The following is a 24,744-nucleotide window of genomic DNA, read 5'->3' as shown; positions in this document are numbered from 1 at the left end:
GCCGGCTTTCCCACGCCGTCAGGAAGATCTCCATGCGCCCCTCTCCCCGCGCCGCGCTGCTCGCGGCCGCCTGCTTGCCCTTTCCGCTCCTTGCCCAGCCTGCGCCGGAGGCGCCGCTGGAGGTGCCCGAGGTGACCGTCGCCCGGCCGCGCCCCTCCCTCACCGCCCCCGACGCCGCCGCGGCGGCGCTCCGGCTGCGGGAGGTGCCGGGGAACGTCACGGTGGTGCCGGCGGAGGAGATCCGGCTCCGCGCCGGCGTCACCACGCTGCGCGACGTGCTCGAGTACGCGCCCGGCGTCTTCGCCCAGCCGAAATGGGGCGAGGACACGCGGCTCTCGATCCGCGGCTCCGGCCTCGCGCGGAACGCGCATCTGCGGGGCGTGCAGCTCACCCAGGACGGCATCCCGCTGAACCAGGCGGACGGCGCGGGCGACTTCCAGGAGCTGGACCCCCTCACCTTCGGGCATGTCGAGGTGCTGCGCGGCGCCAACGCCTTCGGCCTCGGGGCCGCGACGCTGGGGGGCGTGCTGAATTTCGTGACGCCGACCGGGCGGAGCGACCCGGGCGCCCTGCTGCGCGGCGAGGCCGGGTCCTACGGCTACCGGCGCGCACAGGCGGCCTATGGCGTGGCGGCGGGCGGCGTCGACGCCTGGGGAAGCCTCTCGGCGCTGAGCCAGGACGGCTTCCGGCGGCACAGCGGGGGTGAGAGCCGGCGCTTCAACGGGAATATCGGCTGGCAGCCGGCGGAGGGCGTCGAGACGCGGCTCTACTACGGGTACAACAATATCGAGCAGCGCATCCCGGGCGCGCTGACCCGGGCGCGGGCGCTCCTCGATCCCCGCGCCGCGGCGGCGGCCAATCTCCTCGGCGACTACCAGCGCAACATCGAGAGCAACCGGCTGGGCAGCCGCACCACCTGGCGGATCGGGCCGGGGGCGGTGCTGGAGGCCGGGGCCTCCTTCGTGCACCGGGAGGTGGACCACCCGATCTTCCAGTACATCGACCAGCGCAGCGACGACGTGAACGGCTCCCTCCGCCTCACGCTGGAGGGCGAGGTGGCGGGGCTGCGGAACCGGCTCGTCCTCGCCGGCACGGCCGGGCTGGGGGCGACGGACAGCCAGCGCTTCCTCAACCTCGGCGGGCGGCCGGGGCGGCCGACGGCCTCGAGCAGCGACCGCGCGCGGACGAGCACGGCGACGCTGCAGGACACGCTCTACGTCCTGCCCTCGCTCGCGCTGGTCGCGGGGGTGCAGCTGGGCGACGCCTACCGGGCCAGCCGCGACCGATTCCTCGCGGATGGGGCGCAGTCGGGCTCGGCGAGCTACCGCTACGCCAACCCCCTGCTCGGCGTGACGTGGGACGTGACGCCGGGCGCGCAGGCCTTCGCCAATCTCTCCTGGGCGACGGAGCCGCCGACGATCAGCGACCTGACGCCGCTCGCCGCGCGGGGCTTCTCGGCGCTGCGGGCGCAGCGGTCGCGGACGGTCGAGATCGGCACGCGCGGGCGCGAGGGGGGGCTCGATTGGGAGGTCGCGGCCTATCGCGCGGCGCTGCGCGACGAGATCCAGCTCTTCGACCCCACGGGCACCGGCGCGAGCTTCGCGCTGAACGCCGGGCGGACGATCCACCAGGGGGTGGAGGCGGCGCTCGCCTGGACGGTGCTGCGCGACCTCGTCCCTGGCGACGCGGTGGCGCTCCGCGGGGCCTACAGCTTCAACGACTTCCGCTTCGACGGGGACGCGCGCTACGGCGGCAACCAGCTTCCGGGCGCGCCGCGGCACCTGCTGCGGGCCGAGTTGCGCTACCGCCACCCGGCGGGCGCGACGGTCGCGCCGACGGTGGAGTGGGTGCCGGTCGGGTTCTTCGCGGACAACGCGAACACGCAGCGGACGGGCGGCTACGCGCTGCTCGGCCTGCGCGCCGCCTGGGACTTCGAGAACGGCCTGTCGGTCTTCGCGGAGGGGCGGAACCTGACGGACCGACGGTACATCGCCAGCGCCTCGGTCGCCCCGGCCGCGACCGCCGCCTCGGCGCTTTACGAGCCGGGCTTCGGGCGCAGCGTCTACGGCGGGGTGGGCTTCCGCTTCTAGGGCTCGGCCCTGGGGCTCAGCCCGCTTGCAGGCGGTGCAGCTCGCGGATGAGGGCGGCGGTGGAGGGGTCGTGCGCCCCCGCCGCCGCGCCGGGCGCGAGCTCGGGCAGGAGGGCGCCCGCGAGCTGCTTGCCCAACTCCACCCCCCACTGGTCGAAGGCGTTGATCCCCCAGAGGGCGCCGAGGAAGAAGACCTTGTGCTCGTAGAGGGCGACGAGCTGGCCGAGGGTGTTCGCGTCGAGGCGCGGCAGGACGAGGGTGGTGCTCGGCCGGTCCCCGGGGAAGAGGCGGTGGGGCAGCAGGGCCTCGACCGCCGCGGGCGCCATGCCCTTGGCCTCCATCTCGGCGCGCACCTCCCCTTCGCCCCGGCCGCGCAGCAGCGCCTCGGCCTGGGCGAGGCCGTTGGCGAGGAGCTGGCGGTGGTTTTCCTCGAAGCCGTGGTCAGGGTTCGCGACGAGGACGATGTCGGCCGGCACCGGGGTGGTTCCCTGGTGGAGGAGCTGCATGAAGGAGTGCTGCGCGTTGGTGCCCGGCTCGCCGAAGACCACGGGGCCGGTGGCGCGGGGCACGGGCGCGCCCTCCATCGTCACGCGCTTGCCGAGGGACTCCATCTCCACCTGCTGGAGATGGGCGGGGAAGCGGGCGAGGCGCTCGTCGTAGGGCAGCACGGCGCGGCTGGGCAGGCCGAGGCCGTCGACGTGCCAGAGCTCGGTCAGCGCCATCAGCAGGGGCAGGTTCTCCGCCTCGGGCGCGGCGAGGAAATGCTCGTCCATGCGCCGGGCGCCGGCGAGGAGGTTCGCGAAGACCTCCCAGCCGCAGGCCAGCGCGATGGAGAGGCCGATGGCCGACCACATCGAGAAGCGCCCGCCCACCCAGTCGCGGAAGCCGAAGACCTGGGCCTCGGGCACGCCGAATTCGCGGGTGGCGGCCAGGTTGGTGGAGAGGGCGACGAGCTGGGCGTCGCCTGCCGTCCCGCGCGCCGCGCGCAGCCAGTCGCGGACGAGGTGGGCGTTGGCCATCGTCTCGGCGGTGGTGAAGGTCTTGCTGGCGACGAGGACGAGGGTGCGCGCGGGGTCCAGCCCGTGGCGCAGCGCCTCCCAGGCATGGCCGTCCACGTTGGAGAGGAAGTGCGCGCGCATCGGCATGCCATGGCGCCAGAGGGCGCGCAGCGCCATCTGCGGGCCGAGGTCCGAGCCGCCGATGCCGATGCTCAGCACGTCGGTGAAGCGGCCCCCGGCGTGGATGCGCCCGCAGAAGGCGCGCATGGCGTCGAGCGTGTCGTGGACCGCGGCGGAGGCGTCCTCCCCGCCGGCCCGGAAGGCGCCGCGGGGGCCGCGGAGCGCCAGGTGCAGCACGGCGCGGCCCTCGGTGGCGTTGATCGCCTCGCCGGCCGCCATGGCGTCGCGGGCGGCGAGCACGCCGCGGGCGCGGGCGAGGTCGAGCAGCGCCGCGCGGGCCTCGTCGGAGACGGAGGTCTTGGAGAGGTCCGCGAGGAGGTCGCCGGCGCGGTGGGTGAAGCGCGCGGCGCGGGAGGGGTCCTCCATCAGCGGGCGGATCGCGGCCGCGCCGGGCGCGCGCGCCAACTCCATCACCCGGCCCCAGGCCGCCTCCGCCATCCCCGCCATGCGGCCGTCGCTCCCCCGATTCACCGGCGCGAGGGTAGGGGTGGGCGGGTGGGGGAGATAGCCCGGGGCGGATCACCCGCTCGTGGGGTCGGGGAGGGTCGCCGGGGCGGCACGATCCTGGCTAGCCTGGGCGCATGATCCCCGGCGCCGCCCTCATCCTTCTCTGCCAGCTTGCCGGGGAGGCGGTCGCGCACGCGACGGGGCTGCCCCTGCCGGGGCCGGTGCTCGGGATGATCCTTCTCCTCGCCCTCCTCCTCCTCAACGACGCCTCGCCGCGGCCGGTGGGGGACGCCTTCCTGGCGCCGGCGGCGGACGGGCTGCTCGGGAACCTCTCGCTGCTGTTCATCCCGGCCGGGGTGGGCGTGGTGGGGCGGCTGGACGTGCTGCAGGCCAACGGGGTGGGGCTGGCGGTGGCGCTGGTGGCCTCCACGCTGATCGGGCTGGTGGCGACGGCGCTGACCTTCGCCGCGGTCGCGCGCCTGCTGCACCAGGAGGCCGAGGCGTGAGCGACGCGGATTTCGGCCTCTGGGTCTATCTCTCCCGCACGCCGCTCCTCTGGCTGACGGTGACGCTGCTCGCCTACCTGACCGCGGACCGGATCTCGGCGGCGCTCGGGCGGCACCCGCTGGCCAACACGGTGCTGATGGCGGTGGCGCTCGCCGCCGGGCTGCTGGCGGTGACCGGCACGCCCTACCGCACCTATTTCGAGGGGGCGCAGTTCGTCCACTTCCTGATCGGCCCGGCGACGGTGGCCCTCGCCCTGCCGCTCTACCGCAGCCGGCGGACGGTGTGGCGGGCCATCGTGCCGATGGCGGCGGCGCTGGTGGTGGGGGCGATGGCGGCGATGCTCTCGGCGCTTCTCATCGCCCGCGCCTTCGGCATCCCGGGGCCGGTGCTGGCGGCGCTGGCCCCGAAGTCGGTGACGGCGGGGGTGGCCATGGGCATCGCCGAGGGGCTGGGCGGCGACCCCGCGCTGGCCGCCGTGCTGGTGCTGCTGACCGGGGCGATCGGGGCGGTGACGGTGACGCCGCTGATGAACGCGCTGGGGCTGCGGGACATGCGGGCGCGGGGCTTCGCGGCGGGGCTGGCGGCGCACGGCATCGGCACGGCGCGCGCCTTCCACGTGAACCCCGTGGCCGGGACCTTCGCGGGGATCGCGCTGGCGCTGAACGCGCTGTTCAGCGCGATCCTCGCGCCCATCGTGCTGCGGGCGCTGCTCTAGGCGGACCGGCTCTCAGGGGGTGCCGAGCAGACGGCTGCCATGGACCCAGCCGCTGGGGCCGGAGGGATCGCCCACCTGGTACCAGCCGCCGGGCGCGGTGCCGTGGACGGTGACGCTGCTGCCGGCCCGCACGGTGCCGATGGCGGCCCCGCCGCCGCCCGGGCTGCTGCGCAGCGTGCCGGAGAGGCGGGCCGTGACCGTGTCGCCCGGGCGCGCGGTGCCGGGGGCGGAGCGCGGCGCCGGGGCCTCCGCGCCGTCCGGCGAGGCCTCCTCGGCGCGGCCTGGGACGGGCGGTGCGGCGCCGGTGGGCGGGCCGCCGCCCTCGCGGCAGCGGGTGCGGGTCTCGGCGGCGACGCGGGCGGCGCCCTCGTCGGTCGTGGCGAGGATCGGGGTAACGGTGCCGCCCTCGCTCTCGTCGTCCCAGTAGGTGACCACGGCCACGAAGGGGAGGAAGGGGCCGGGCGCGACGCGCACCCGGCCGCAGACCGCCACCGCGCGGGGCGCCGCCTGGCGGAAGGGGGCGACGGCGCGGAAGGTGGCCGCGCCGGGCAGGATCTCCCGGATCGTGTCCTCGGCCGCGCGCTGCGCCGAGGCCCGCCGGTCTGCGGAGCTCTGGGCCACGGATCCCTGGGCCACGGATCCCTGGGCCGCGGATCCCTGGGCCGCGGCGCTGCCCCCGAGGCCGAGGAGCAGTAGGCCCGCCAACAATCCATGGCGCGTCATCCGATGGCGCATCGCGTCCCCCAGAACCGTTTTGGAGATGGTCATCCTCGCCGAGGATGCGGTGCCCTCGGCCCCCTCGCCCGCGCGAAGCTGGCCCAGGACGCCGCGGAGTTCCAGACCCGGGCCCGGACGCGTCTTCGGGCGCGGGACCGGGCACCGCACCCTGATGGCCCGGCGGTCGAACCCGGGCAAGACGGTCATGGCTGGCGCTCGACCTGCAGCGTCACGCGCCCGGACGGGACGATCCTCGTCGTGCGCGACGAGGGCGGGGCCGTGGGCGGGCGCAACGACGCGGAGTGGAACTGGGGGCTCGGTCGCGACTGACCGACGGGGCCGTGTGTCGGCTTTCTTTCCGTTCTCTCGTTTCAGGCGACGGAACAATCGTCCAGTGCCTTGTTTCCGCGAGTGTCCGCCAGTTGGCTTGCGCCTTGCCATCCCCTCCCCTCGCGGCACCAAAACGGCCGCGGGAGAGACAACAACGATGCGTCCAACACTGGCCCTCGCCGCCCTGGCCCTGGCCGTCGCCACGGGATCCGCCAAGGCGAACGTCATCTACAGCTTCACCACCCTCGAGGCGACGTCGCCCTTCCCCGACCGCGGCCTGCTGCCCTTCACCGCCGAGCTGAGCATCAAGGAGACCCAGGTCGCGACGGGTTCCTTCACCTACCAGACCCCCCTCGGCTTCGGGTCGTCCTTCGCCGCGACCGGCGACGTCAACGGCTTCTCGTCGCTGCGCATCCTGGGTGTCGACTTCACCACCGGCTTCTCGGGCGGCAATCTCTCCCTGTCGCTCGGGTTCGACGCGACGGGCGCCATATCGCGCACCTTCATCAACTTCGACGGGACCGAGAGCAACGTGGACGCCAGCGGCACCGGCCGGACGGCCTCGGGGACGATCTTCTCCGATCGGCCCGAGTGCAATTCGGGCAGCATTCCCTGCACTTTCACGGGCGTCTGGAGCAACTCGCCCTACGTTCCGCCGGCTACCACGCCGGTGCCGGTGCCGGAGCCGATGTCGCTGGCGCTCTTCGGCGTTGGGCTGGCGGGGCTCGGGCTGGCGCGCCGCAAGACGGCCGCCTGATCGGCCAGAGCGGGAGGCGGGCATGCCTGCCTCCCGCGGTCCCGGCTAGGGCCGGGGAGGCGACTAGGCCGCGGCGCGGCGGCGAACCACCGCCAGGCCGAGCAGGCCGGCACCGAACAGCGCGAGCGACGGCGGCTCGGGCACCGCGGTCGCGCTGGGCACCGTTGCCCCCGTCACCGTGCCGCCGATGGTGCAGCCCCGGGAGCAGCCGAGAAGGGCGTTCTCGGTGCGGAACTGCCCCGTGAAGCTGTCCCCGGCGAAGGTGAGGTCGGTTTGCACGTTGAGATCGAAGTAGCTGAAGGTTCCCGTCAACCCCGTCGCGGCGCTGCCGGAGAGCGTGAACCCCACGTTGCGGCCGGCGTTGAAGAAGCCGAAGTCGGGCGGGGTGGGGCGCTCGAGCAACGCGCCGGTGTTGAGGCCGGCGGGCAGGAGGCCGCCGGTCAGCGAGATCGCAACGAGCCCGGACAGCGAGGCGTTGTAGCGCCCAGAGAAGTCGTTGCGGTCGAGCGAGATCGAGAAGCCGTTGGCCGCCGCGGCGTTGCTGACGACGACGGTGCCACCAACCGCCAGGGGCTGCGACGGCGCGGGGAAGACAACGCCGCGATCGATCGGCTCGCCAACTTGGTTGAAGGAAAAGACGTAGTCGGCCTTGGCTGGAGCGATGACGCTGAAAGCGGCCGCGACGAGGGCGGCGGCCCGCACGAGGTGGTTCATTTTATCTCCCTCGGCGCGTTTTTGCGCCGCGTGCGCTGCGCTGCACGAAACAGACCACGAAAAACGTGACGTCGCCATCAAGGGGTTATGGGTTCGTTTTGATCGCTGCCGGCGGAAGCTGTAACACCGCCCGACAACCCCCTTGGATCCTGGCATGGGCGCGGCCCGGCGCGGCTCAGCCCCCGCCGCGGCCCGCCCGGAGATGGGCCGCGAGCGCTGCGGCGGCTTGGCGGAAGGCCTCGTCGAGGTCGGGATGGGCGAGGACGCGGCCGCCGGACAGCCGGATGAAGCCCTCGGTCATGCCGTTCTGCACCATGCCCTCGGAGTGGACGAGCACCCCGTCCGCGTCCTCCATTCCGCCGGAGGCGCCTCCGAGGGCGAGGGGCGCACGGGGGCGGAGGGGGGCGCCCCAGGCATCGCGCATGTAGGCCTCGACCTTGGCGGGGTAGTCCCGGCCGTCGGCGGTGTAGCCGAAGAGGGGCTTTCCCTGGGCGAACATGTAGCCGATCTCGACGGCCGTGCCGGGGTCCATGTCGGCGGCGCGGCGGAAGGGGTCGAGGCAGAAGAGGCCGGCCTCGCAGCGGTCCATCAGGGCGCGGTCGGCGGCGACGATGGCCATCAGCGTCGCCTCGCCCGGCGGCAGGCCCTGCACGTCCTCCTGCCCGTCGAGCGGGGCGAGGCCGGTGAGGCCCTCGGCGCGGCAGATAGCGCGGAAGCGGTCGAACCGGGCGAGGGCGTCGGCGCGGAAGACAATGTCCCCCGCGAGGTAGACGAGGGGCGCCGCGGGGCCGGGCGGGGCGGTCGGGGGGCGGTCCATCCCCCCTCTCTGCCACGGCGGGGGCGGGGCACGGGAGGGGGCGGCGCGCGGCGGGGGCGAGGGATGCGCGCGCGGGGTTTGTGGGGGGCGGCTTCTGCGCGTAAACCCGCGCCCCATGTCCCGCCGCCCCGCCGCCGATCCCGAGCCCGTCCTGATCACCAAGACCGAGGAGCTGGTCCCGCTCTGCGGGCGGCTGCGCCAGGAGCCCTTCGTGACCGTGGACACGGAGTTCATGCGCGAACGCACCTACTGGCCCGAGCTCTGCGTGGTCCAGCTCGGCGGCAGCCAGGACACGGCGGTGGTGGATGCCATGGCGCCCGGCCTGGACCTCGCCCCCCTCGGCGCCCTCCTGGCGGACGAGGAGGTGGTGAAGGTGTTCCACGCCTGCCGGCAGGACGTGGAGATCTTCCTGCTGCGCTTCGGCCGCACGCCGCAGCCGATGTTCGACACCCAGGTGGCGGCCATGGTGGCGGGCTTCGGCGACCAGGCGAGCTACGACAGCCTCGCCCGCGCGCTGGCGGGCGCGCAGATCGACAAGGCGCACCGCTTCAGCGACTGGGCGGCGCGCCCGCTCTCCCCGGCGCAGATCACCTACGCGGCCGGCGACGTGACGCATCTCCGCCGCGTCTACGTCGCGCTCCGCGACCGGCTGGCGCGGGACGGGCGGCTGGACTGGGTGGGGGAGGAGATGGCGGCGCTGACCGACCCCGCCACCTACGGCACCGACCCCGACAACGCCTGGGAGCGGCTGCGCCCGCGCACCACCAACCGCCGCTTCCTCGGCACGCTGCGCGCCATCGCCGCCTGGCGGGAGCGGGAGGCGCAGCGGGTGAACATCCCGCGCCAGCGGCTGCTGCGCGACGAATCGCTGCTCGAGGTGGCCGCGACCGCCCCGGCCGACGCGGGCGCCCTGGCCCGCGCCCGCGGCGTGACGGAGGGCTTCGCGCGCGGCAAGTCCGGCGCCTCGCTCCTTGCCGCCATCGAGGAGGCGCGGGCCCTGCCCGAGGACGCGTTGCCCGAGGCCCCGCGCGAGCGCGGCGGCGCCTCCCCCTCCCCCGCCCTCGTCGCGCTGCTGAAGGTGCTGCTGGCGGCCAAGGCGGAGGAGCACCAGGTGGCGCCCCGCCTGCTGGCCAGTTCCGAGGATCTCGACCGGCTGGCCGCCGAGGCGCCGGGGGACCTGCCGGTGCTGCAGGGCTGGCGGCGCCGGGTCTTCGGGGAGGACGCGCTGGCGCTGCGCGGCGGGGAGCTGGCGCTGGGCGTGGAGGGCCGCCGCGTGCGGCTCATCCGGCCGGGCGCGGCGCCCGGCGAGGGGTCCGGCGTGGATTCCGGGGAGGCCACCTCCCAGGCTGGCCGGGCGGGCGCCGGCAAGGCCAGGGCCGCCCGTCCGAAGGGCGCCCGCGGGGGCCGGGCGGCCGCCGCCGGGGAGGCCGCAGACCCCGCCGGGGAGGCGCCGCATGACGGGGTTGCAACCTCCCCCCTCGCCACGGATTGAAGCACCTGGGCGTGCCGTGGCCGTCCCCGCGCTTGCGCGGGGCCGCCCCCTGGTCTAGCGCCCTCCACCGGCCTTCCGATCGGACCCTGACAGCCCATGGCGCGGACCCTTCCTGACCTGACCGTTGATCCCACCCGCGACCACAAGCGCGCGGTGCTGGACGCGGGAGCGGTGCGGGACGCCTACCGCCGCTGGGCCGGCGTCTACGACGCCGTCTTCGGGGGGGTGTCCTCCTTCGGCCGCAAGCGGGCGGTCGCGGCCGTGAACCGGCTGCCCGGCACCCATGTCCTGGAGGTGGGGGTCGGCACCGGCCTGGCCCTGCCGCTCTACCGCGGGGACAAGCGGGTGGTCGGCGTCGACCTCTCGCGCGAGATGCTCGAGAAGGCGCGCGAGCGCGTGGCGGAGGAGCGGCTGCTCCACGTCGAGGGGCTGGCCGAGATGGACGCCGAGCACATGGCCTTCCGCGACGATTCCTTCGACATCGCGGTGGCGATGTTCACGGCCAGCGTGGTGCCCGACGCCCGCAAGCTCTTCGCGGAGATGTCGCGCGTGGTGCGGCCGGGCGGGCAGCTTCTCTTCGTGAACCACTTCGCGGCGACGGACGGGCCGCGCTGGTGGGTGGAGCGCGCGATGGCGCCGCTGTCGCGCGTGCTGGGCTGGCACCCCGACTTCGCGCTCTCGGACCTCATGGGCTCGGAGGTGGAGGTCGAATCGCTGGAATCCTGCCCGCCCGCCGGGCTGTTCACCCTCGTGCAGGTGCGGAACGGGCGGGCCGCGCGGGCGCTGGCGGCCTGAGCCCCGGCCGCATGACCCCGACCCGGATCACAGCTCGACGCGCGGGCGGCGCGCGGCCGGCCGGGCGGCTTGCCGAATGGGCCGCCAGGGACACATCCCGCGGGCAGCATCCTGGGGCCGGGTCTCCCTACACCACCGTATGACGCGTGATTCCGCGCCGGACAGGCCGGCGGACCTCCCCCAGGCGCAGGAGCCGGAGCTGGCCCTTCGCGGCGGCCGCCCCTTCATCGGCGGCGGCGCGGGAAGCGGGGTCGACAGCACCCATTCGGACGTGTTCTTCGCCGCCGTCGAGATGACGCGGATGCCGATGATCGTGACCGACCCCAACCGGCACGACAACCCGATCGTCTTCGCCAACCAGGCCTTCCTGCGCATGACGGGCTACGAGCGGGAGGAGATCGTCGGGCGCAACTGCCGCTTCCTCCAGGGGCCCGAGACCGACCGGGAGACGGTGGCCGACGTGCGGCGCGCGGTGCAGGCGCGCCAGGACATCGCGACCGACATCCTCAACTACCGCAAGGATGGCTCCACTTTCTGGAACGCGCTGTTCGTCTCGCCCGTGCTCGATGGGGCGGGGAACGTCATCTACTTCTTCGCCTCGCAGCTCGACGTCAGCCGCCGGCGCGACGCCGAGGAGGCGCTGCGCCAGGCGCAGAAGATGGAGGCGCTCGGCCAGCTCACGGGCGGCATCGCGCACGACTTCAACAACCTCCTCCAGGTCATGCGCGGCTACATGGACCTGATCGACAGCGGGCTCGGGCGGCCCCAGCCCGACTTCGGGCGCATCCGGCGCAGCCTCGTCGCCGCGCGCACCGCGGCCGACCGCGCGGCGACGCTGACGCAGCAGCTCCTCGCCTTCTCGCGCAAGCAGCGGCTGGAGGGGCGGACGGTCAACCTCAACACCCTCGCCGAGGGGATGCGCGAGATGGCGGCGCGGAGCCTCGGCGACGCCGTGACGCTCCGCTTCGAGCTCGACCCCACGCTGGGCAACTGCCGGGTGGACGCGACTCAGACCGAGGTCGCGCTGCTGAACGTGCTGATTAATGCGCGCGACGCGCTCGCCGGGCGGCAGGACGGGCGGGTGACGGTCTTCACCCGCTCGGTCGAGGTGGGGCCGGGCGACCCGGACCTCGGGATGCTGCTCGCGGAGGGGTCCTACGTGCAGATCGGCGTGGCCGACAACGGCACGGGGATGCCGCCCGAGATCCTCGCCCGCGTGATGGAGCCCTTCTTCACCACGAAGGAGGAGGGGCGCGGCACCGGGCTCGGCCTGTCGATGGTCTACGGCTTCGCGCGCCAGTCGGGCGGCGCGGCCCGCATCGCCAGCGCCCCGGGCGAGGGGACGACCGTGAACCTCTACTTCCCCCGCGCCGAGGAGGAGGTCGCGACGCGCCCGGCCTCGCCCCGCGCCTCGGAGCGGCCGGGGACGGAGACCATCCTCGTGGTGGACGACCGGCCAGAGGTGGCGGAGCTGGCGCGGGCGATCCTCGAGGAGTTCGGCTACACCGTCCTCCTCGCCCATGACGGCCAGGGGGCGATGGCGGTCATCCACGGCGGGCAGCCGCTGGACATGCTGTTCACCGACCTGATCATGCCGGGCGGCATGAACGGCGTGATGCTGGCGCGCGAGGCGCGGCGCCAGCGGCCGCGGATCAAGGTGCTGCTGACCACCGGCTACGCCGACGAATCCGTGGGCGAGCAGGACGGCGGGGCGCCGGAGTTCGACCTCATCCACAAGCCATACAGCCGGGCGGAACTGGCCCGGCGCGTGCGGATCATCCTCGACGGGCCGACCGGGGTGGGGTGAGGGCCAGGGATCCGGCAACCCGGGGCCCCGGCAAGGCCCGGTTAAGCATAGCGCCCGCAGGATTGGTTCCAGATCGAACGGAATTGATGCCTCATGCGCCTTGCCCGCCTCGTTCCCGCCTCCATCGGCCTTCGAGTCGCGGCCGCGCTGCTGCTGCTGGGGGGCGTGGCGCTCGCCGGCGCGGCGGTGACCTATGTCAGCACCGGGCGGCACGCGGAGGCGGTGGACGCGCTCGCCCGCGCGCAGGGCAGCCTGCCGCTGGTGGAGCGGCTGCGCGGCGGCGCCTACGCGGTGGTGATGGAGAGCCGCGGCCTCTACATCGCGAACGACGCCCGGCAGGCCGCGACCTTCGCCGAGCGGCTGCGCGGGCACCTCGCCGACATGGAGGCGAGCTGGGCCGCCCTGCGCCCGATCCTGCCGCCGGGCGCGGCGGAGGCCGGCGCGCGGCTGGAGCAGCCGCTGCGCGACTTCGTGGCGCTGCGGACGGAGCTCGCGCGGGCCGGGGTGGAGGAGGGTCCCCAGGCCGCGAACCGGCTCGGCAACAACGACGCCAACCGGAGCGCCCGCACCCGCTTCACCGACGCGCTGGACGCGCTGCCGCCCCTGGTCGCCGCCGCGACGGAGGCGCAGCGAGGCGAGATCAACGCCGACGGGGACCGGCTGGCCGTGCGCCTCCTCGCCGGGACCGCGCTGGCGGTGGTGCTCGTGGTCGGCCTCGCCCTCGCGCTGATGCAGAGGAGCGTGGTGCGGCCGCTGCGCCGCCTGACGGCCGCGCTGGGCGAGATGGCGGAGGGGCGGCTGCACGGCACGCCGCTGCCGCCGCCCGGCCCCGGGGAGGTCGGCGGCATCGCCGCGGCCGCGGCGGCCTTCCGGGTGGCGCTGCAGCGCAACGCCTCGCTCGAGGCCGCCTCGGCCGCGAACAACGCGGCGCGCGACCGGCGGCAGGCCGCGATGGACCGGCTGACCCAGGACTTCGGCACCGCCGTCTCGGGCGTGCTGGTCAAGCTCGGCACCGCCGCGGACGGGGTGCGGGGCACGGCGGCGGAGGTGGCGGAGGCGGCGCGCGCGACCCACGCCGAGATGGAGGCCACCGTCGGCGAGGCCGAGGGGGCCTCCGGCGGGCTGAACGCCGCCGCGGCGGCGACCGAGGAGCTGACGGCCAGCATCGCCGAGATTTCGCGCCAGGTGGCCCAGGCGGCGCGCACGGCCGAGCGCGCGGCGGGGCAGGCGCGCGCCACCGACGGCACGGTGCAGGGGCTGGCGGAGGCCGCCTCGCGGATCGGGGAGGTGGTGCGGCTGATCAGTGACATCGCCGGGCAGACGAACCTGCTGGCGCTGAACGCGACGATCGAGGCGGCGCGGGCTGGCGAGGCCGGGCGGGGCTTCGCCGTGGTGGCGGGCGAGGTGAAGGGGCTGGCGGCGGAGACCGCGGCCGCGACGGGGCGGATCGCCGAGCAGGTCGCCGCCATCCAGTCCGCGACCGAGGCCGCGGTCGGGGCCGTGCGGGGCGTGGCCGAGGCGATCGGCGAGGTCAGCGAGGTCGCGACCGCCATCGCCGCGGCGGTGGAGGAGCAGGGCGCCGCGACGCGCGAGATCGCGCAGCGGGTCCACGGCGTGGCCGCCTCCACCGAGACGTCCACCCGCGCGATGCGCGGCGCGGCGGGCGCGGCCGAGCGGTCGGGTGAGGCGAACCAAGTCGTGCGCCGCACCGCCGAGGGGGTCGCGCGGCTGACGGGGACCCTGCGCGAGGAGGTGGACCACTTCCTCGCCGCCATGCGCAACGGGGAGCGGAGCGGCGAGCGCCGGCGCTACGAGCGCGTGCCCGGGCGGGACGCGCGGGCGCGGCTGCGCTGCGAGGTCCACGGGGCGGCGGAGGGCCGGATCGTCGACATCTCCTTCGGCGGCGCCGCGATCGAGTGCGCCTGGCCCTGCGACGTCGGCGCGGAGATCCTGGTCGGGCTGCCGGGGGGCGGGGAGCCCGTGCCGGCCCGGGCCGTGGGCGGCCGGGACGGCGTGCTCGCCCTCTCCTTCCGCCAGGACCCGGAGGCGCTGGCCGGCATCGGCCGGGCGCTCGACGCCATCGCCGAGCGCCCCCTCCTGGCGGCCTGAGGGCGGCGAGCGCTACTGCACCTTGATGTCGCGCGAGCGGATGACCTCGCCCCACTTGCGGTTCTCGGCGTCGTTGTAGGCGGCCCATTCCTCGGGGCGCTGGGTCTCGGGCGTGACCGCGAGGGCGGCCAGGCGCTCGCGCGTCTCGGGGGCGGTCATGGCGGCGCGCATCATCTCGTTCACGCGGGCGACGATGGGGGCCGGGGTGCCGGCGGGCGCGAGGACGGCGATGTGCTCCACCGCCTCGTAATCGGGGAAGCCCTGCTCCCGGAAGGTCGGGATCTCCGGCGCGATGGGGCTGCGCTCGCGCGACGAGATGGCGAGCGCGCGCAGCTCGCCGGACTGGATGAGGGGCAGCAGGCCGGAGGCGGCCTGGATGACCATCGAGACCTCCCCCTGCAGCGTGCCCTGCACGGCCTGGGCGCCGGCGCGGTAGCCGACGTCGCCCATGGTGAGGCCGGCGGCCTGGAGGAACAGCTCCGTCGCGAGGTGGGTCGAGCTGCCCGTGCCGGAATTGGCGTAGGTGAGGTTGGCGCCGGGGCGCTTGGCCATCGCCACGAACTCCGCCAGCGTGCGGGCGGGGGAGTTCTTCGGCACCACGAGGATCATCGGCTGGGCGGCGATGAGGCCGACGCCGGTGAAGGCGCGGTCGTTGTCGTAGGTGAGCTGGTAGAGGTGCGGCGCCATCGCGTAGGTGCTGATGGTGCCGACCAGCAGCGTGTAGCCGTCCGGCCGCGCGCGGGCGACGGAGGCGAAGCCGATGGTGCCGTTGGCGCCGGCGCGGTTGTCGATGACGAAGGACTTGCCGGTGTCCTGCGAGAGGCGGGCGGCGAGGATGCGCGCCACCGCGTCGGTCGAGCCGCCGGCGGCCCAGGGGACGACGAGGGTGACGGGGCGCTCCGGGTAGGTGCCCTGCGCGCGGGCGAGGGGCGCGCGGAGCGCCGCGAGCGCGAGGCTGGCGGCGCCGAGGTGGCGTCGGTTGAGCATGGGCGTTCCTCCTGCGGCGGCCTCGCGGCCGGCGGTTTGGCGGAGGTTAGCCCCGGCCGTTACGCGGGCCTAGCGGTCCCCTGCGCGGGGGCTTGCCGGGGGCGGAACGCGGAAAGGGGGCCGCCGGGCGTGCCGGCAGCCCCCCTTCCATCGCCGGCCAGGCTGGGTGGGGTCAGGAACCCTGGCCCTCGCCGCCCGTCGCGCCGCTGCGCAGGAGGAAAGCCTGCTGGGGGTTGCTGAGGGGCGAGGCGTTGTTGCGGGCGGCCAGCGGGGTGCGGCTCGTGGTCTGCGTCCAGGCGGGGTAGGCGCTGGGGCCGAGGCCGTCGAAGCCGTCGGCGAAGGCGCTGCCGGCGACGAGGGGGCTCACGGCGACCGCGGCGAGGCCGAGGGTGCGGAGGGCCTGGGAAAAGCTGAAGCGGGACATCGCGTATATCCTGGGTGGATGGCGGCGAACCATATCGTCGTCTCGGGGAGGGATATGCGCCCCTCCTCTCGCCTCTTCCACCGCGGGGCGTGGATAGTCCCTATTCGTCCCGTGGATGGAGGCACCCGCGCTACCCCCGGGGGGCGCCGGGCGCGTGGGGGTCCAGCGCCGCGTCGGGCAGCGGCATGACGTGGCCCGACCAGGTCCAGACGAGGGCGCACTCCACCGGCCGCTCCGGCCAGGCGGCGCGGAGCACGGCGCGGTAGGCGGCCATCTGGCGGAGATAGGCGGGGGGCACGGCCGAGATCTCCGAGGGCGGCGGCCGGTTGGTCTTGTAGTCGAGGACGAGGATGCGGTCGGGCGCGACCAGCAGGCGGTCCACCTGGCCCGCGATGGGGATGCCGTCCACCACGCCGGCCAGCGGCGCCTCGGCGAGGCTGCCGGGGGCGAAGGCGCCGGCCAGGGCGGGGTGGCGCAGCACCGCCAGCGTCTCGGCGAGCGTGGCTTCCTGCTCCTCGGGGCCCAGGCCGTGGCCGGGGCGGGCGAGGTGGCGGCGGGCGAGGCCCTCCCAGGCGGATTCCTCGTGCTCGGGCAGGTGCTGGAGCAGGCCGTGGATGAGCAGGCCGCGGCGGAAGCGGCGGCCGCCGGGGTCGGCCACGCCGTGCGGCGCGGCGGCGGGGGTCTCGGCCTCGCCCTCGAGGCGCGAGGGGGCGACGGGGTCCTCGCTCGCCTCCGGGTCGGCCTTCACCGTGGCCCAGGCGGGGAGGATGGCGGCCTCGGCGCGCAGCACGGCGGGGTCGGGCCTGGGCGGCGCCTCCTGGGGGGTGGTGATCTCCCAGCCCTCCTCGCCGAAGCCGCAGCCGGCAGGCAGGCCCAGCGCGGTGGGGTCGAAGGGCACGCGGGCGAAGCCGGGGCGGCCGGCGTCGTGCCCGCGGAAGAATCCGTCCTTCACCAGGGCGTGCCAGCTCGGGTGCGCCGGCGCGCGGGCGGGGGCCAGGCCGCAGACGAGGAGCCGGTCCTCCGCGCGGGTGAGGGCGACGTAGAGAAGGCGGTTCTCCTCCTCCGCGTCGGCGTTGGCGCGGGCGTCGCGGGCCTGGGTCCAGGAGGCCGCCTGGAACTCGCGGCGCGGGGCCCAGAGGGGGACCTCGGGCGCGTTGGCCCCGGCGCGGCCGCCGCCGGCCCAGAGCAGCGTGTCGCGCGCGCCGCCGCGGCCGATGTCGGGGATGATGACGACCGGCGCCTGCAGCCCCTTCGAGCCGTGGGCGGTCATGATGCGCACGGCGTCGGCCGCGTTCTCCATCTCGCGCTTCACCTCGGCGCCGCCGCGGCGGAGCCACTGCACGAAGCCCTGCAGCGACGGCGCGTGGCGGTTCTCGTGGCGGAGCGCGGCGGAGAGGAGCTCGTCGAGCGCCTCCGCGGCCTCGGCGCCGAGGCGGGCGAGGAGACGCGCGCGCCCCTCGTGCTCGCCCAGCACCTCGCTCAGCAGGGCGTGAGGGGTGATGTTGTCGGCGCGGTCGGCGAGGTCGCCGATCCAGGTCGCGGCGCGGCCGACCGGCGTCGCGTCGCCGCGCTGCTTGATGAAGACGTGCCAGAGCGGGCCCTCCCGCCCGTGGGCGAGGGCGAAGAGGTCCTCCTCCGAGAGGCCGACGAGCGGCGACTTGAGGAGCGAGGCGAGGGCGAGGTCGTCCTCGGGCAGCAGCAGCGTGTCGCAGAGGGCGAGCATGTCGCGCACCGCGATCTGCTCGACGAGCGTCATGCGGTCCACGCCGCCGACGGGGATGCCGCGCTGCTTGAGCTGGCGCACGAGGAGCTCGATCAGCCGCGTGCGGCGGCGGACGAGGACCATGACGTCGCCCGGGCGGATCGGGCGGTCGCCGCGGGCGGGCAGCGTCTCCTCGCGGATCATCGTGCCGATGCGGGCGGCGATGGCCTCGGCGAGCAGCGCCTCGGAGTCCTGCGCGGCGATGGGGTCGCGGGGCACGATCCAGGGCTCGGCCGCGCTCGCCTCCTGGCGCTCGAGCAGCGGCCAGATCTCGACGCGCCCGGCGTGGCCCGCGCGGTCGGCGGAGTGCTCGAGCGTCGCGCCCTCGCGCACCACGCCGCGCCGCGCCTCGCCGTCGGCGAAGACGTGGTCCACGAGGGAGAGGACGGGCGCGCAGGAGCGGAAGGAGACGGTGAGCGGCACGCGCTCGAAGGTGGCGCCGCCGCGCCGCACCTGGGCGTCGAAGCGCGTCTCCCACTCGGCGAAGCCGCGGGCGTCGGCGCCCTGGAAGCCGAAGATGCTCTGCTTCTCGTCGCCCACGACAAACAGCGTGCGGTCGCCGGGCTCGCGCGTGCCGGTGCCGGCGAAGAATTCCTCCGCCAGCGCCTGGGCGATGCCCCATTGCGCGGGGTTCGTGTCCTGCGCCTCGTCGAGGAGAAGGTGGTCGAGGCCGCCGTCGAGCTTGAACAGCACCCAGGCGGAGCCGGGGTCGCGCAGCAGGGCCTGCGCGCGGTGGATGAGGTCGTCGAAGTCGAGCGCGCCGCGGCGCTCCTTGCGGGCGCGGTAGTCGTCGAGCACGGGGCGCGCGGCCGAGAGCAGCGCACCGGTCGCGCCCAGCAGGCGGTGCGCGGACTGGCGCGCGAGGATGGCCTCCACGCGCGCGATCTCGGCGGCGAGCGCGTCCTCCTTCATCAGGGCGGCGCGCGGGTCGCCCTTCTGGGTGAAGAGCGCCTCGCGCCAGGATTCCCAGCGGGAGGGGCGCGCGTGGTCGGGCTCGGAGAGGATGGCGAGCAGCGTGGAGGCGGCCTCGCGCGGGACCTTGTTCTTGTGCTGCAGCAGGGTCTGGAGCGCGTCGCGGAAGGCGGGCGGCGGGGTGACGACCTGGGCGGGGAGCGCGCCCTCGTCCTCGCCGTCGGGCAGGCCGAGGCATTCGCGGAGCGCGCTAAGGTGGCCGTCCACGCGGTCAAGCAGCGGGCGCAGGCGCTCGCGCTTGGCCACGAGCTCGCGGAGCGACTTGGCCAGGCTGTCGGCGGAGACGAGGCGGGCGAGGCCGGCCAGCGCCTCCTCGGGGATGGAGCGGCCGGCGAGCGCCGCCTCGCGCGCCTCGGCCAGCAGCGTCGCGCTGTCCGCCTCCTCCAGCAGGGTGAAGGCGGGGGGCAGCCGGGCCTCGAGCGGGAAGCTGCGGAGGAGCGACTGGCAGAAGGCGTGGATGGTCGCGATCCGCATGCCGCCGGGCTGCTCCAGCACGCGGCAGAAGAGGCGGCGCGCGGTCTCGATCTCGGCGCGGATCGGCGGCTGGCCCGTCAGGTTCTCGAGCGCCGCGCGAAGCTCGTCCTCCGGCATCATCGACCATTGGCCGAGGCGGAGCGCGAGGCGGGTCGCCATCTCGGCCGCCGCCGCCTTGGTGAAGGTGAGGCAGAGGATGCGGCCGGGCTGCGTGTCCTCGCGCAGCAGCAGGCGCAGCACGCGGTCGGTCAGCACCTTCGTCTTGCCCGAGCCGGCGGAGGCGCCCACCCAGGCGGAGATGCGGGGGTTGGACGCGACCTGCTGCGCGTAGAAGGCGCGCGTGCGCGCCGAGAGGGCCTCGTTCAAGCGGCATCCCCTTCGCCCGCGCCGCCCCATTCGTCGAAGCGCGACAGGTGGTCGTAGTCCTCTCCCTTGGGCGCGCGCGCCGGGTGCGGGCGGGCCAGGAAGGGGCGGTCGCCGAGCAGGAAGTCGCGGGCGAGCGCGTCCAGCGCCTCGAAGGCGGCCTCGCTCACCTCGGGCAGGGTGGCCTCCTTCGGGCGGAAGGGGGCGACGGTGCCGGCCTCGTAGCCGCCCGAGACGTGCCAGTGCTCGAGGGAGGAGACCTCGGCGGCGGGGATGCCGGCGAAGCCGCCGCGCGCGGCGATGGCGGCCTCGAGCGGCATCTGCGGCGCGCGGCCGTCGGCCATCTCGGCGTTGCTCGGGGGCGCGCCGGTCTTGAGGTCGATGAGGACGAGGCTGCCGTCGGCGCGGCGGTCCACGCGGTCCGCGCGGCCTTCGAGGCGCACGCCGCAGGGAAGCTCGATGCCGCCGGTGATCTCGGCGTGGCGCTCCGCGACGTCGCGGCGGCCGCGCTCGGTCTCGAGCACGAACTCCGCGATGCGCGCGAGGCGCGGGCGCCAGTAGGCGACGAGGCCGGGGCGCGGGGCGTACTCGGCCAGCGCGTGCTCGGTGGCCGCGGCGAAGTGCTCCACCGCCTTGGTGCAGTGCGGGTCGCCGTCGCAGAGGGTGAGCCACTGCGAGACCATGTGGTGAACGATGTTGCCGTACTCGGCCGCGTCCGCCTCGGCGTCGAGGTCGTCGAGCGGGCGGAGGCGGAGGACGCGCTTGGCGTACCAGGCGTAGGGATCGGCCTTCAGCAGCCAGACATCCGTCACGCCGATCTTGCGCGGGCGCAGCGTCGCGGGGGGCGCGGGCGCCGGGCGGGCGCAGGGGCGCGCGACCTCGGGCATGTCGAGCAGCCCGGCCCAGCCGGTCGCGGGCGAGGTCTCCAGTCCGCCCAGGCCCTGGCCGTTGAGGAAGGTGTCGAGCCGCGTCAGCCAGCGCGCGGCCACGGTCGGCGATCCCCCGCGCTTGCGGGCGCGGGACAGGGTCGCGCGCGGGGCGGCGAGGGCGGAGAGAAGGAAGTCCGCGCAGACGCGGCCGATGCGGGCCTCGGGCGCGGGCAGGCCGAAGGCGGTGCGCATCGGGCGGCTCATCCAGGCGCCGGGGTCGGTCGCGATCGGCCAGACGCTCTCCTCCAGCGCGCCGAGCACGACGCGGTCGAAGGACTGCAGCCGCGCCTCCAGCAGGCCGAGGATTTGCACGCGGGGGTGCGAGCCGCCCTTCCGCCCGCGCATGGTGCGCACGCCGGGCGCGAGCGGGCCTTCGAGCAGCGCGTCGAAGAGCGACGGCCAGGCGGCGGCCTCGAGCGGCGGCAGGGCGCGCATGGCGGGCTCGAGCCCCGCGAGGTGGACGGCCAGCGGCTCGCCCTCCTCGCCGGAATAGAGGCGCAGGCCCCCCGGGCGCTCGTCGGTGGAGGCGAGGGCCTCGGCGGCGGCGAGGTGGTCGGCGAGCAGGTCGGCGGGCGGGCGAACCTCACGATCCAGCGCGCGGAAGTTGCCGAGCGCGGCCTCCAGCGCGTCGAGCATGGCGCGCACGCGGGCGCGGGGCTCCTCGTGGCGGATGGCCTCGGCGGCGCGGCGCAGCCCCTCCAGCCCGGCGCCGGGGCGGGGGCCGCGCAGCGCGTATCGCTCCAGCTCGCGCACCGCCCGCATCCAGTCCGAGCGCGCCATGCCGCCGGCGCAGAGCGGGTGCTTGAGGAGGGAGAGGAGGGCGACGGGGGCGAAGCCCTCCTCCACCATGCGGCCGAGGAGGCGGAGGAAGGCGCCGGCCGGCGTCATGCCGAGCGGCTGGCCCGCGGAGTCATCGGCGAGGATGCCGTGGCGGAGAAGCTCCACCGAGACGCGGCGGGCGAGGTCGCGGTCGGGCGTCACCAGCGCCGCGCGGGCGCCGGGGGTCTCGAGCGCTTCCCGCAGCAGGAGGGCGATGGCGGCGGCCTCGCCGGCCTCGTCCGGCGCGATGAGCACGTCGAGGCCGGAGAGGGCGGGGCGCCAGCGCTCGGGCTCGCGCTCCTGCCAGCAGGCGATGCCCTCCTCCGGCCGCAGCGCGCGGGCGAGGAGGGCGGCGCGGGCCTCGTTCGGCGCGGGGGCGTCGGGCGCGCGGTAGGGCCAGGGGCGGAGGTCGTCGGCGGTGGCGTCGAGGCCGCGCAGCAGGCGGGCGGTGCCGTTCAGCGGGTGGCTGTTCGCCTCGCGCAGCACCTCCCACAGCTCGGGCGACAGCTCCTCGCCGGCGCCGTGCAGGACAACGGCGCCGCGGTCCATGCGGGCGATCTGGCGGAGCAGGTCGGTCGCGGCCGGGATGGTGCCGCCGATGCCGATGCCGGCGGCGATGATGGGGTCGCGCGGCGGGTTGTCGCGCCAGGCGCGGGCCTGGGCGCGCAGCGCCGCGACGCGGCGGGCGCCGATGTCGGCGAGGCCCTGCTCGTCCAGCCAGGCGTGCCAGTAGTTGATGGCGGCGCCGAGGAACTCGTGGGTGATCTTCCAGTGCGTCGCGAGCTCGCCGGTGACGAGGTCCGGGATGCCCGCGGGGTCGCAGCCCTCCAGCGCCATCTCGTCGAGCAGCGTCGCGAGCTCGAGGGCGAGGCGCCAGGCCTGGTCGGGGTTGCTCGGGCCGCCGAGATGGGGCGGCAGCTTCATCACCACCTCGGCCAGCACGGCGAGGCGGCGGGCGGCGTCCACCGGGGGCGGCTCGTCGAGGAGGGTGGGGAGCGACAGCTCCTCCGCGTCCTCGGTGGAGAGGCCGGCGAGGGCGCGCAGGCGGGGCAGCAGCAGGGCCTGCCGGCCGGAGGCGCGAAGGAAGGACTCGCGGAGGCTGCGCGCGGCGCGGCGGGTGGGCAGGAGGATGGTGGTGCGGGCGAGCGCCGCCGGGTCCTCCATGCCCTCGACCATGGCGAGCACGCCGTGGGCGAGGTCGTCGAGGAAGGGGCGGTGCGCGGGAATCTCGTAGAGCCTCACCGCGCGCTGTTCCCCTTCCCGTGCAGGAACAGCGCTAGAACAGCTTCACCATGCCCTTGTCCAGCGCTTCCTCCGCCCGTTGCAGGTCCGGCGGCGTGGAAAGGTGGAACCAGATGCCGTCGTGCACCAGGCCGAAGAGGCGTCCGGCCTCGATGGCGCGCGTCCAGGGGCCCATCAGGCCGAAGCGGCCGGGCACGGTGCCGTCCAGCAGGCGGGGGTGGATGATCTGCACGCCGGCGTAGAGGTAGGGCGCCACCTCGCGCTCCCGGGGGCGGCGGAGTCGGCCGACGGGGTCGAGGAGGAAGTCGCCGAGGCCGACCTCGCCCTCCACCTGCGCCGCGCGGACCATGAGGAGCATCGCGTCCATGCGGTCCGCGTCGAAGGCGGCGGCGAGGCGGAGCAGGGCGGGGCTGGGGCCGTCGAGCCAGTAGGCGTCGCCGTTCACGAGGGCGAAGGGCTCCGCCCCGAGATGCGGGAGGGCGTTGCGGAGGCCGCCGCCGGTCTCCAGCAGCTCCTCCTCCACCAGTACGGTGCAGCGGGGCGCGCGGCGGGCCTCGCCGGCGGCGACGACCTGGGGGGCGAGGTGGAAGGCGTTCACCACGGCGTCGCCGATGCCGACCTCCTCCATGCGGTCGAGCGCGTGGTCGAGGAGGGACCTTCCGCGGAGCGCGAGGAGGGGCTTGGGCACCGTCTCGGTCAGCGGGCGCATCCGCGTCCCGAGCCCGGCCGCGAGGACCATGCCTTTGCGGAGGGTGATCATGCCGTGGGTTCCGTCCGGGGGTTCGCGCGGAGAGCGCGGGGCACGTGCTCGTCAAGGAAGGCGGCCAGCGGGGCGGCGGCGGGATGGGCCAGGGCCTCGTCCAGCAGGCGCCAGCAGCGGGGGCCGTGGGCGAGGTAATGCGGCTTTCCGTCGCGCCGGTCCAGCCGCACCCAGAGGGCGGCGACGCGGAGGTGGCGCTGGGCGGCCATGGCGGCGGTCGCGGCCTCGAAGGCGGCGCGGTCGAGGCCCCCGGACGACGCCTCGCGGGCGGCGAGGTAGCGGGCCGTCGCGGCCTTCCGCGCGGCCGCCGGCACGTCGCGGCGCGCGTCCTGCAGGAGGCTGACGAGGTCGTAGGCGGGGTGGCCGAGCCCGGCGTCCTGGAAGTCGATGATGCCGACGGCGGCGGGGCCCGTGCGGTCCGGCAAGGGGAGGAGGTTGGCGGGGAAGTAGTCGCGGTGGACGAAGGCGCCGGCGCCCTCGAAGGGGGCGAGCATGGCGCGGACCGCCACCCGGAAGGCCTCCCGCTGGGCCGGCGTGGGCGCGCTGCCGAGGGCGGCGGGCCACCACCAGTCGAGGAAGGTGGCGGCGGCGGTGCGGGCCATGGCCTCGCCCTCCCAGGCGGGCAGCCCCGTGGGGGGCGGCGCCTCGTGCAGGGCGGCCAGGGCCTCGGCGGCGGCCTCGTAGAGGGGGACGGGGTCCGCGCCGGCGTCGAGGAGGGACGCGTGGGTGGGCTCGCCGAGGTCCTCCAGCAGCAGCAGGCCGGCGGGCGGGTCGGCCGCGATGACCTCAGGGGCGGAGAGGCCGATGCCCTGCAGGTGGGCGGCGATGGCCATGAAGGCGCGGAGGTCGGCCTCGGCGGAGGGCAGGCCGACGGCGGCGGCGGCCGAGCCGTCCATCAGCACCGCCGGTCGCGGGCCGCCCGCCAGGCGGAGGTAGCGGCGGTGGCCCGCATCGCCCGGCAGGGGATGGCGCGCCGCGGCCGCGTAGCCGTGGGCGTCGAGGAAGAGGTCGGGGCTCATGCGGCGGCGAGGGCTTCCAGGCGCGGGGGGTCCCAGCCGGCGAGGGTGGCGCGGCGGGCCTCCTCGGCGTCGGCAGGGGCGAGGGTGACGCGGAGGGCGTCGGCGGGGGCGTGGGGGCCGAGGCGGTCCGGCCACTCGACGAGGACGATCCCCTCCCGCGCCTCCTCCCAGCCGAGCTCGGGCAGGCCCGCGGGGCCGTCGAGGCGGTAGAGGTCGAGGTGGTGCGCGGCGCCCGAGGGCAGGTCGTAGGACTGCACGAGGGTGAAGGTGGGGGACGGCACCTCGAGGCGCGCGTCGCCGGTCGCGGCGCGGAGGAAGGCGCGGGCGAAGGCGGACTTCCCGGCGCCGAGCGGCCCCTCCAGCAGGATCGCGTCCCCCGGCCGGGCGAGGCGCGCCGCGCGGGCGGCGAGCGCGGCGGTCGCCGCCTCGTCGGGCAGGTCGAGGGTGATCGGGGCGGTCATGGGCGCGGCAATCTGCCCCCGCGCGGGAGGCCGCGGCAAGCGGGTTCGGGCGCCCGGG

General features: G+C 75.7%; 18 protein-coding genes and 1 pseudogene. 8 read left to right on the top strand and 11 right to left on the bottom strand.

The features are described 5' to 3' along the window. Nucleotides 1-32: 32 nt before the first annotated feature. A complete protein-coding gene (locus EAH89_RS08985; RefSeq protein ID WP_140882470.1) occupies nt 33-2,090 on the top strand; it encodes a TonB-dependent receptor family protein in 2,058 nt (685 codons plus the stop codon). A gap of 16 nt (nt 2,091-2,106) precedes the next feature. On the opposite strand, the gene pgi is transcribed toward EAH89_RS08985, so the two are convergent. Then, nucleotides 2,107-3,714, bottom strand: coding sequence for a glucose-6-phosphate isomerase (pgi, locus tag EAH89_RS08980; protein ID WP_140882469.1), 1,608 nt, complete (start codon nt 3,712-3,714; stop codon nt 2,107-2,109). A 134-nt stretch (nt 3,715-3,848) separates the two neighbouring features. Between pgi and EAH89_RS08975 the strand changes: the two genes are divergently transcribed. Together EAH89_RS08975 and EAH89_RS08970 are read left to right on the top strand one after the other, a co-directional pair. After that, the gene (locus EAH89_RS08975) at nt 3,849-4,220 is read left to right on the top strand and encodes a CidA/LrgA family protein (protein WP_140882468.1); all 372 of its coding nucleotides are present in this window, start codon (nt 3,849-3,851) and stop codon (nt 4,218-4,220) included. Next, nucleotides 4,217-4,936, top strand: a complete 720-nt coding sequence (locus EAH89_RS08970; protein WP_140882467.1) for an LrgB family protein — start codon at nt 4,217-4,219, stop codon at nt 4,934-4,936. The genes EAH89_RS08975 and EAH89_RS08970 overlap by 4 nt, the downstream gene beginning before the upstream one ends. Nucleotides 4,937-4,948: 12 nt before the next feature. On the opposite strand, the gene EAH89_RS31150 is transcribed toward EAH89_RS08970, so the two are convergent. Then, the gene (locus EAH89_RS31150) at nt 4,949-5,557 is read right to left on the bottom strand and encodes an SH3 domain-containing protein (RefSeq protein ID WP_161993523.1); all 609 of its coding nucleotides are present in this window, start codon (nt 5,555-5,557) and stop codon (nt 4,949-4,951) included. Between the two features lie 583 nt (nt 5,558-6,140). Between EAH89_RS31150 and EAH89_RS08960 the strand changes: the two genes are divergently transcribed. Continuing rightward, nucleotides 6,141-6,740, top strand: coding sequence for a PEP-CTERM sorting domain-containing protein (locus EAH89_RS08960; RefSeq protein WP_140882465.1), 600 nt, complete (start codon nt 6,141-6,143; stop codon nt 6,738-6,740). A gap of 63 nt (nt 6,741-6,803) precedes the next feature. Here the strand turns inward: EAH89_RS08960 and EAH89_RS08955 are convergent, their stop codons facing one another. Continuing rightward, complete coding sequence (locus tag EAH89_RS08955; protein WP_140882464.1) at nt 6,804-7,454, bottom strand: PEP-CTERM sorting domain-containing protein; 651 nt, start codon at nt 7,452-7,454, stop codon at nt 6,804-6,806. A 175-nt stretch (nt 7,455-7,629) separates the two neighbouring features. After that, nucleotides 7,630-8,271, bottom strand: a complete 642-nt coding sequence (locus tag EAH89_RS08950; RefSeq protein ID WP_140882463.1) for a nucleoside 2-deoxyribosyltransferase — start codon at nt 8,269-8,271, stop codon at nt 7,630-7,632. A gap of 115 nt (nt 8,272-8,386) precedes the next feature. Between EAH89_RS08950 and rnd the strand changes: the two are divergent. The 4 genes and pseudogenes from rnd to EAH89_RS08930 form a co-directional block, all read left to right on the top strand. After that, nucleotides 8,387-9,556: pseudogene (gene rnd / locus EAH89_RS08945) on the top strand (ribonuclease D); the annotation flags it as partial. Between the two features lie 303 nt (nt 9,557-9,859). After that, nucleotides 9,860-10,558, top strand: a complete 699-nt coding sequence (locus EAH89_RS08940; protein ID WP_140882461.1) for a class I SAM-dependent methyltransferase — start codon at nt 9,860-9,862, stop codon at nt 10,556-10,558. 139 nt (nt 10,559-10,697) lie between these two features. Then, nucleotides 10,698-12,365 (top strand): histidine kinase famiy protein, encoded by a 1,668-nt coding sequence (locus EAH89_RS08935; RefSeq protein ID WP_140882460.1) that lies wholly within the window; start codon nt 10,698-10,700, stop codon nt 12,363-12,365. A gap of 93 nt (nt 12,366-12,458) precedes the next feature. Beyond that, nucleotides 12,459-14,474: a methyl-accepting chemotaxis protein gene (locus EAH89_RS08930; RefSeq protein WP_140882459.1), complete on the top strand. Its 2,016-nt coding sequence runs from the start codon at nt 12,459-12,461 to the stop codon at nt 14,472-14,474. Nucleotides 14,475-14,486: 12 nt separating this feature from the next. Here EAH89_RS08930 and EAH89_RS08925 read toward each other — a convergent pair whose 3' ends face one another. From EAH89_RS08925 to tsaE, 7 genes are all read right to left on the bottom strand, one after another. Continuing rightward, nucleotides 14,487-15,461: a Bug family tripartite tricarboxylate transporter substrate binding protein gene (locus EAH89_RS08925; protein WP_140882458.1), complete on the bottom strand. Its 975-nt coding sequence runs from the start codon at nt 15,459-15,461 to the stop codon at nt 14,487-14,489. A gap of 172 nt (nt 15,462-15,633) precedes the next feature. After that, nucleotides 15,634-15,885: a hypothetical protein gene (locus EAH89_RS31145; protein ID WP_161993522.1), complete on the bottom strand. Its 252-nt coding sequence runs from the start codon at nt 15,883-15,885 to the stop codon at nt 15,634-15,636. Nucleotides 15,886-16,015: 130 nt separating this feature from the next. Beyond that, complete coding sequence (addA, locus tag EAH89_RS08915; protein ID WP_140882457.1) at nt 16,016-19,459, bottom strand: double-strand break repair helicase AddA; 3,444 nt, start codon at nt 19,457-19,459, stop codon at nt 16,016-16,018. Then, the gene (gene addB, locus EAH89_RS08910; RefSeq protein ID WP_140882456.1) at nt 19,456-22,446 is read right to left on the bottom strand and encodes a double-strand break repair protein AddB; all 2,991 of its coding nucleotides are present in this window, start codon (nt 22,444-22,446) and stop codon (nt 19,456-19,458) included. The genes addA and addB overlap by 4 nt, the downstream gene beginning before the upstream one ends. Before the next feature lie 34 nt (nt 22,447-22,480). Next, the gene (locus EAH89_RS08905; RefSeq protein ID WP_140882455.1) at nt 22,481-23,206 is read right to left on the bottom strand and encodes a nucleotidyltransferase family protein; all 726 of its coding nucleotides are present in this window, start codon (nt 23,204-23,206) and stop codon (nt 22,481-22,483) included. After that, on the bottom strand, nt 23,203-24,225 hold the full coding sequence (locus tag EAH89_RS08900) for an aminoglycoside phosphotransferase family protein (protein ID WP_140882454.1): 1,023 nt from the start codon (nt 24,223-24,225) through the stop codon (nt 23,203-23,205). Before EAH89_RS08900 ends, EAH89_RS08905 begins: the two co-directional genes overlap by 4 nt. Continuing rightward, entirely contained in the window at nt 24,222-24,686 is a 465-nt protein-coding gene (gene tsaE / locus EAH89_RS08895) for a tRNA (adenosine(37)-N6)-threonylcarbamoyltransferase complex ATPase subunit type 1 TsaE (protein WP_140882453.1), read from the bottom strand. Before tsaE ends, EAH89_RS08900 begins: the two co-directional genes overlap by 4 nt. Between the last annotated feature and the right edge of the window lie 58 nt (nt 24,687-24,744).

Source organism: Muricoccus nepalensis (assembly GCF_006438825.1).
Taxonomy (GTDB): Bacteria; Pseudomonadota; Alphaproteobacteria; order Acetobacterales; family Acetobacteraceae; genus Roseomonas; species Roseomonas nepalensis.
The sequence above is the reverse complement of the archived record's forward strand: the minus strand, read 5'-3'. Positions and strand labels throughout refer to the sequence as shown.

What these genes read in the sequence shown, in the direction of transcription:
- EAH89_RS08985 (WP_140882470.1), top strand. Translation starts at nt 33, where the DNA reads ATGCGCCCCTCTCCCCGCGCCGCGCTGCTCGCGGCCGCCTGCTTGCCC.
- pgi (WP_140882469.1), bottom strand. Translation starts at nt 3,714, where the DNA reads ATGGCGGGGATGGCGGAGGCGGCCTGGGGCCGGGTGATGGAGTTGGCG.
- EAH89_RS08975 (WP_140882468.1), top strand. Translation starts at nt 3,849, where the DNA reads ATGATCCCCGGCGCCGCCCTCATCCTTCTCTGCCAGCTTGCCGGGGAG.
- EAH89_RS08960 (WP_140882465.1), top strand. Translation starts at nt 6,141, where the DNA reads ATGCGTCCAACACTGGCCCTCGCCGCCCTGGCCCTGGCCGTCGCCACG.
- EAH89_RS08955 (WP_140882464.1), bottom strand. Translation starts at nt 7,454, where the DNA reads ATGAACCACCTCGTGCGGGCCGCCGCCCTCGTCGCGGCCGCTTTCAGC.
- EAH89_RS08950 (WP_140882463.1), bottom strand. Translation starts at nt 8,271, where the DNA reads ATGGACCGCCCCCCGACCGCCCCGCCCGGCCCCGCGGCGCCCCTCGTC.
- EAH89_RS08940 (WP_140882461.1), top strand. Translation starts at nt 9,860, where the DNA reads ATGGCGCGGACCCTTCCTGACCTGACCGTTGATCCCACCCGCGACCAC.
- EAH89_RS08935 (WP_140882460.1), top strand. Translation starts at nt 10,698, where the DNA reads ATGACGCGTGATTCCGCGCCGGACAGGCCGGCGGACCTCCCCCAGGCG.
- EAH89_RS08930 (WP_140882459.1), top strand. Translation starts at nt 12,459, where the DNA reads ATGCGCCTTGCCCGCCTCGTTCCCGCCTCCATCGGCCTTCGAGTCGCG.
- EAH89_RS08925 (WP_140882458.1), bottom strand. Translation starts at nt 15,461, where the DNA reads ATGCTCAACCGACGCCACCTCGGCGCCGCCAGCCTCGCGCTCGCGGCG.
- EAH89_RS31145 (WP_161993522.1), bottom strand. Translation starts at nt 15,885, where the DNA reads ATGTCCCGCTTCAGCTTTTCCCAGGCCCTCCGCACCCTCGGCCTCGCC.
- EAH89_RS08905 (WP_140882455.1), bottom strand. Translation starts at nt 23,206, where the DNA reads ATGATCACCCTCCGCAAAGGCATGGTCCTCGCGGCCGGGCTCGGGACG.
- EAH89_RS08900 (WP_140882454.1), bottom strand. Translation starts at nt 24,225, where the DNA reads ATGAGCCCCGACCTCTTCCTCGACGCCCACGGCTACGCGGCCGCGGCG.
- tsaE (WP_140882453.1), bottom strand. Translation starts at nt 24,686, where the DNA reads ATGACCGCCCCGATCACCCTCGACCTGCCCGACGAGGCGGCGACCGCC.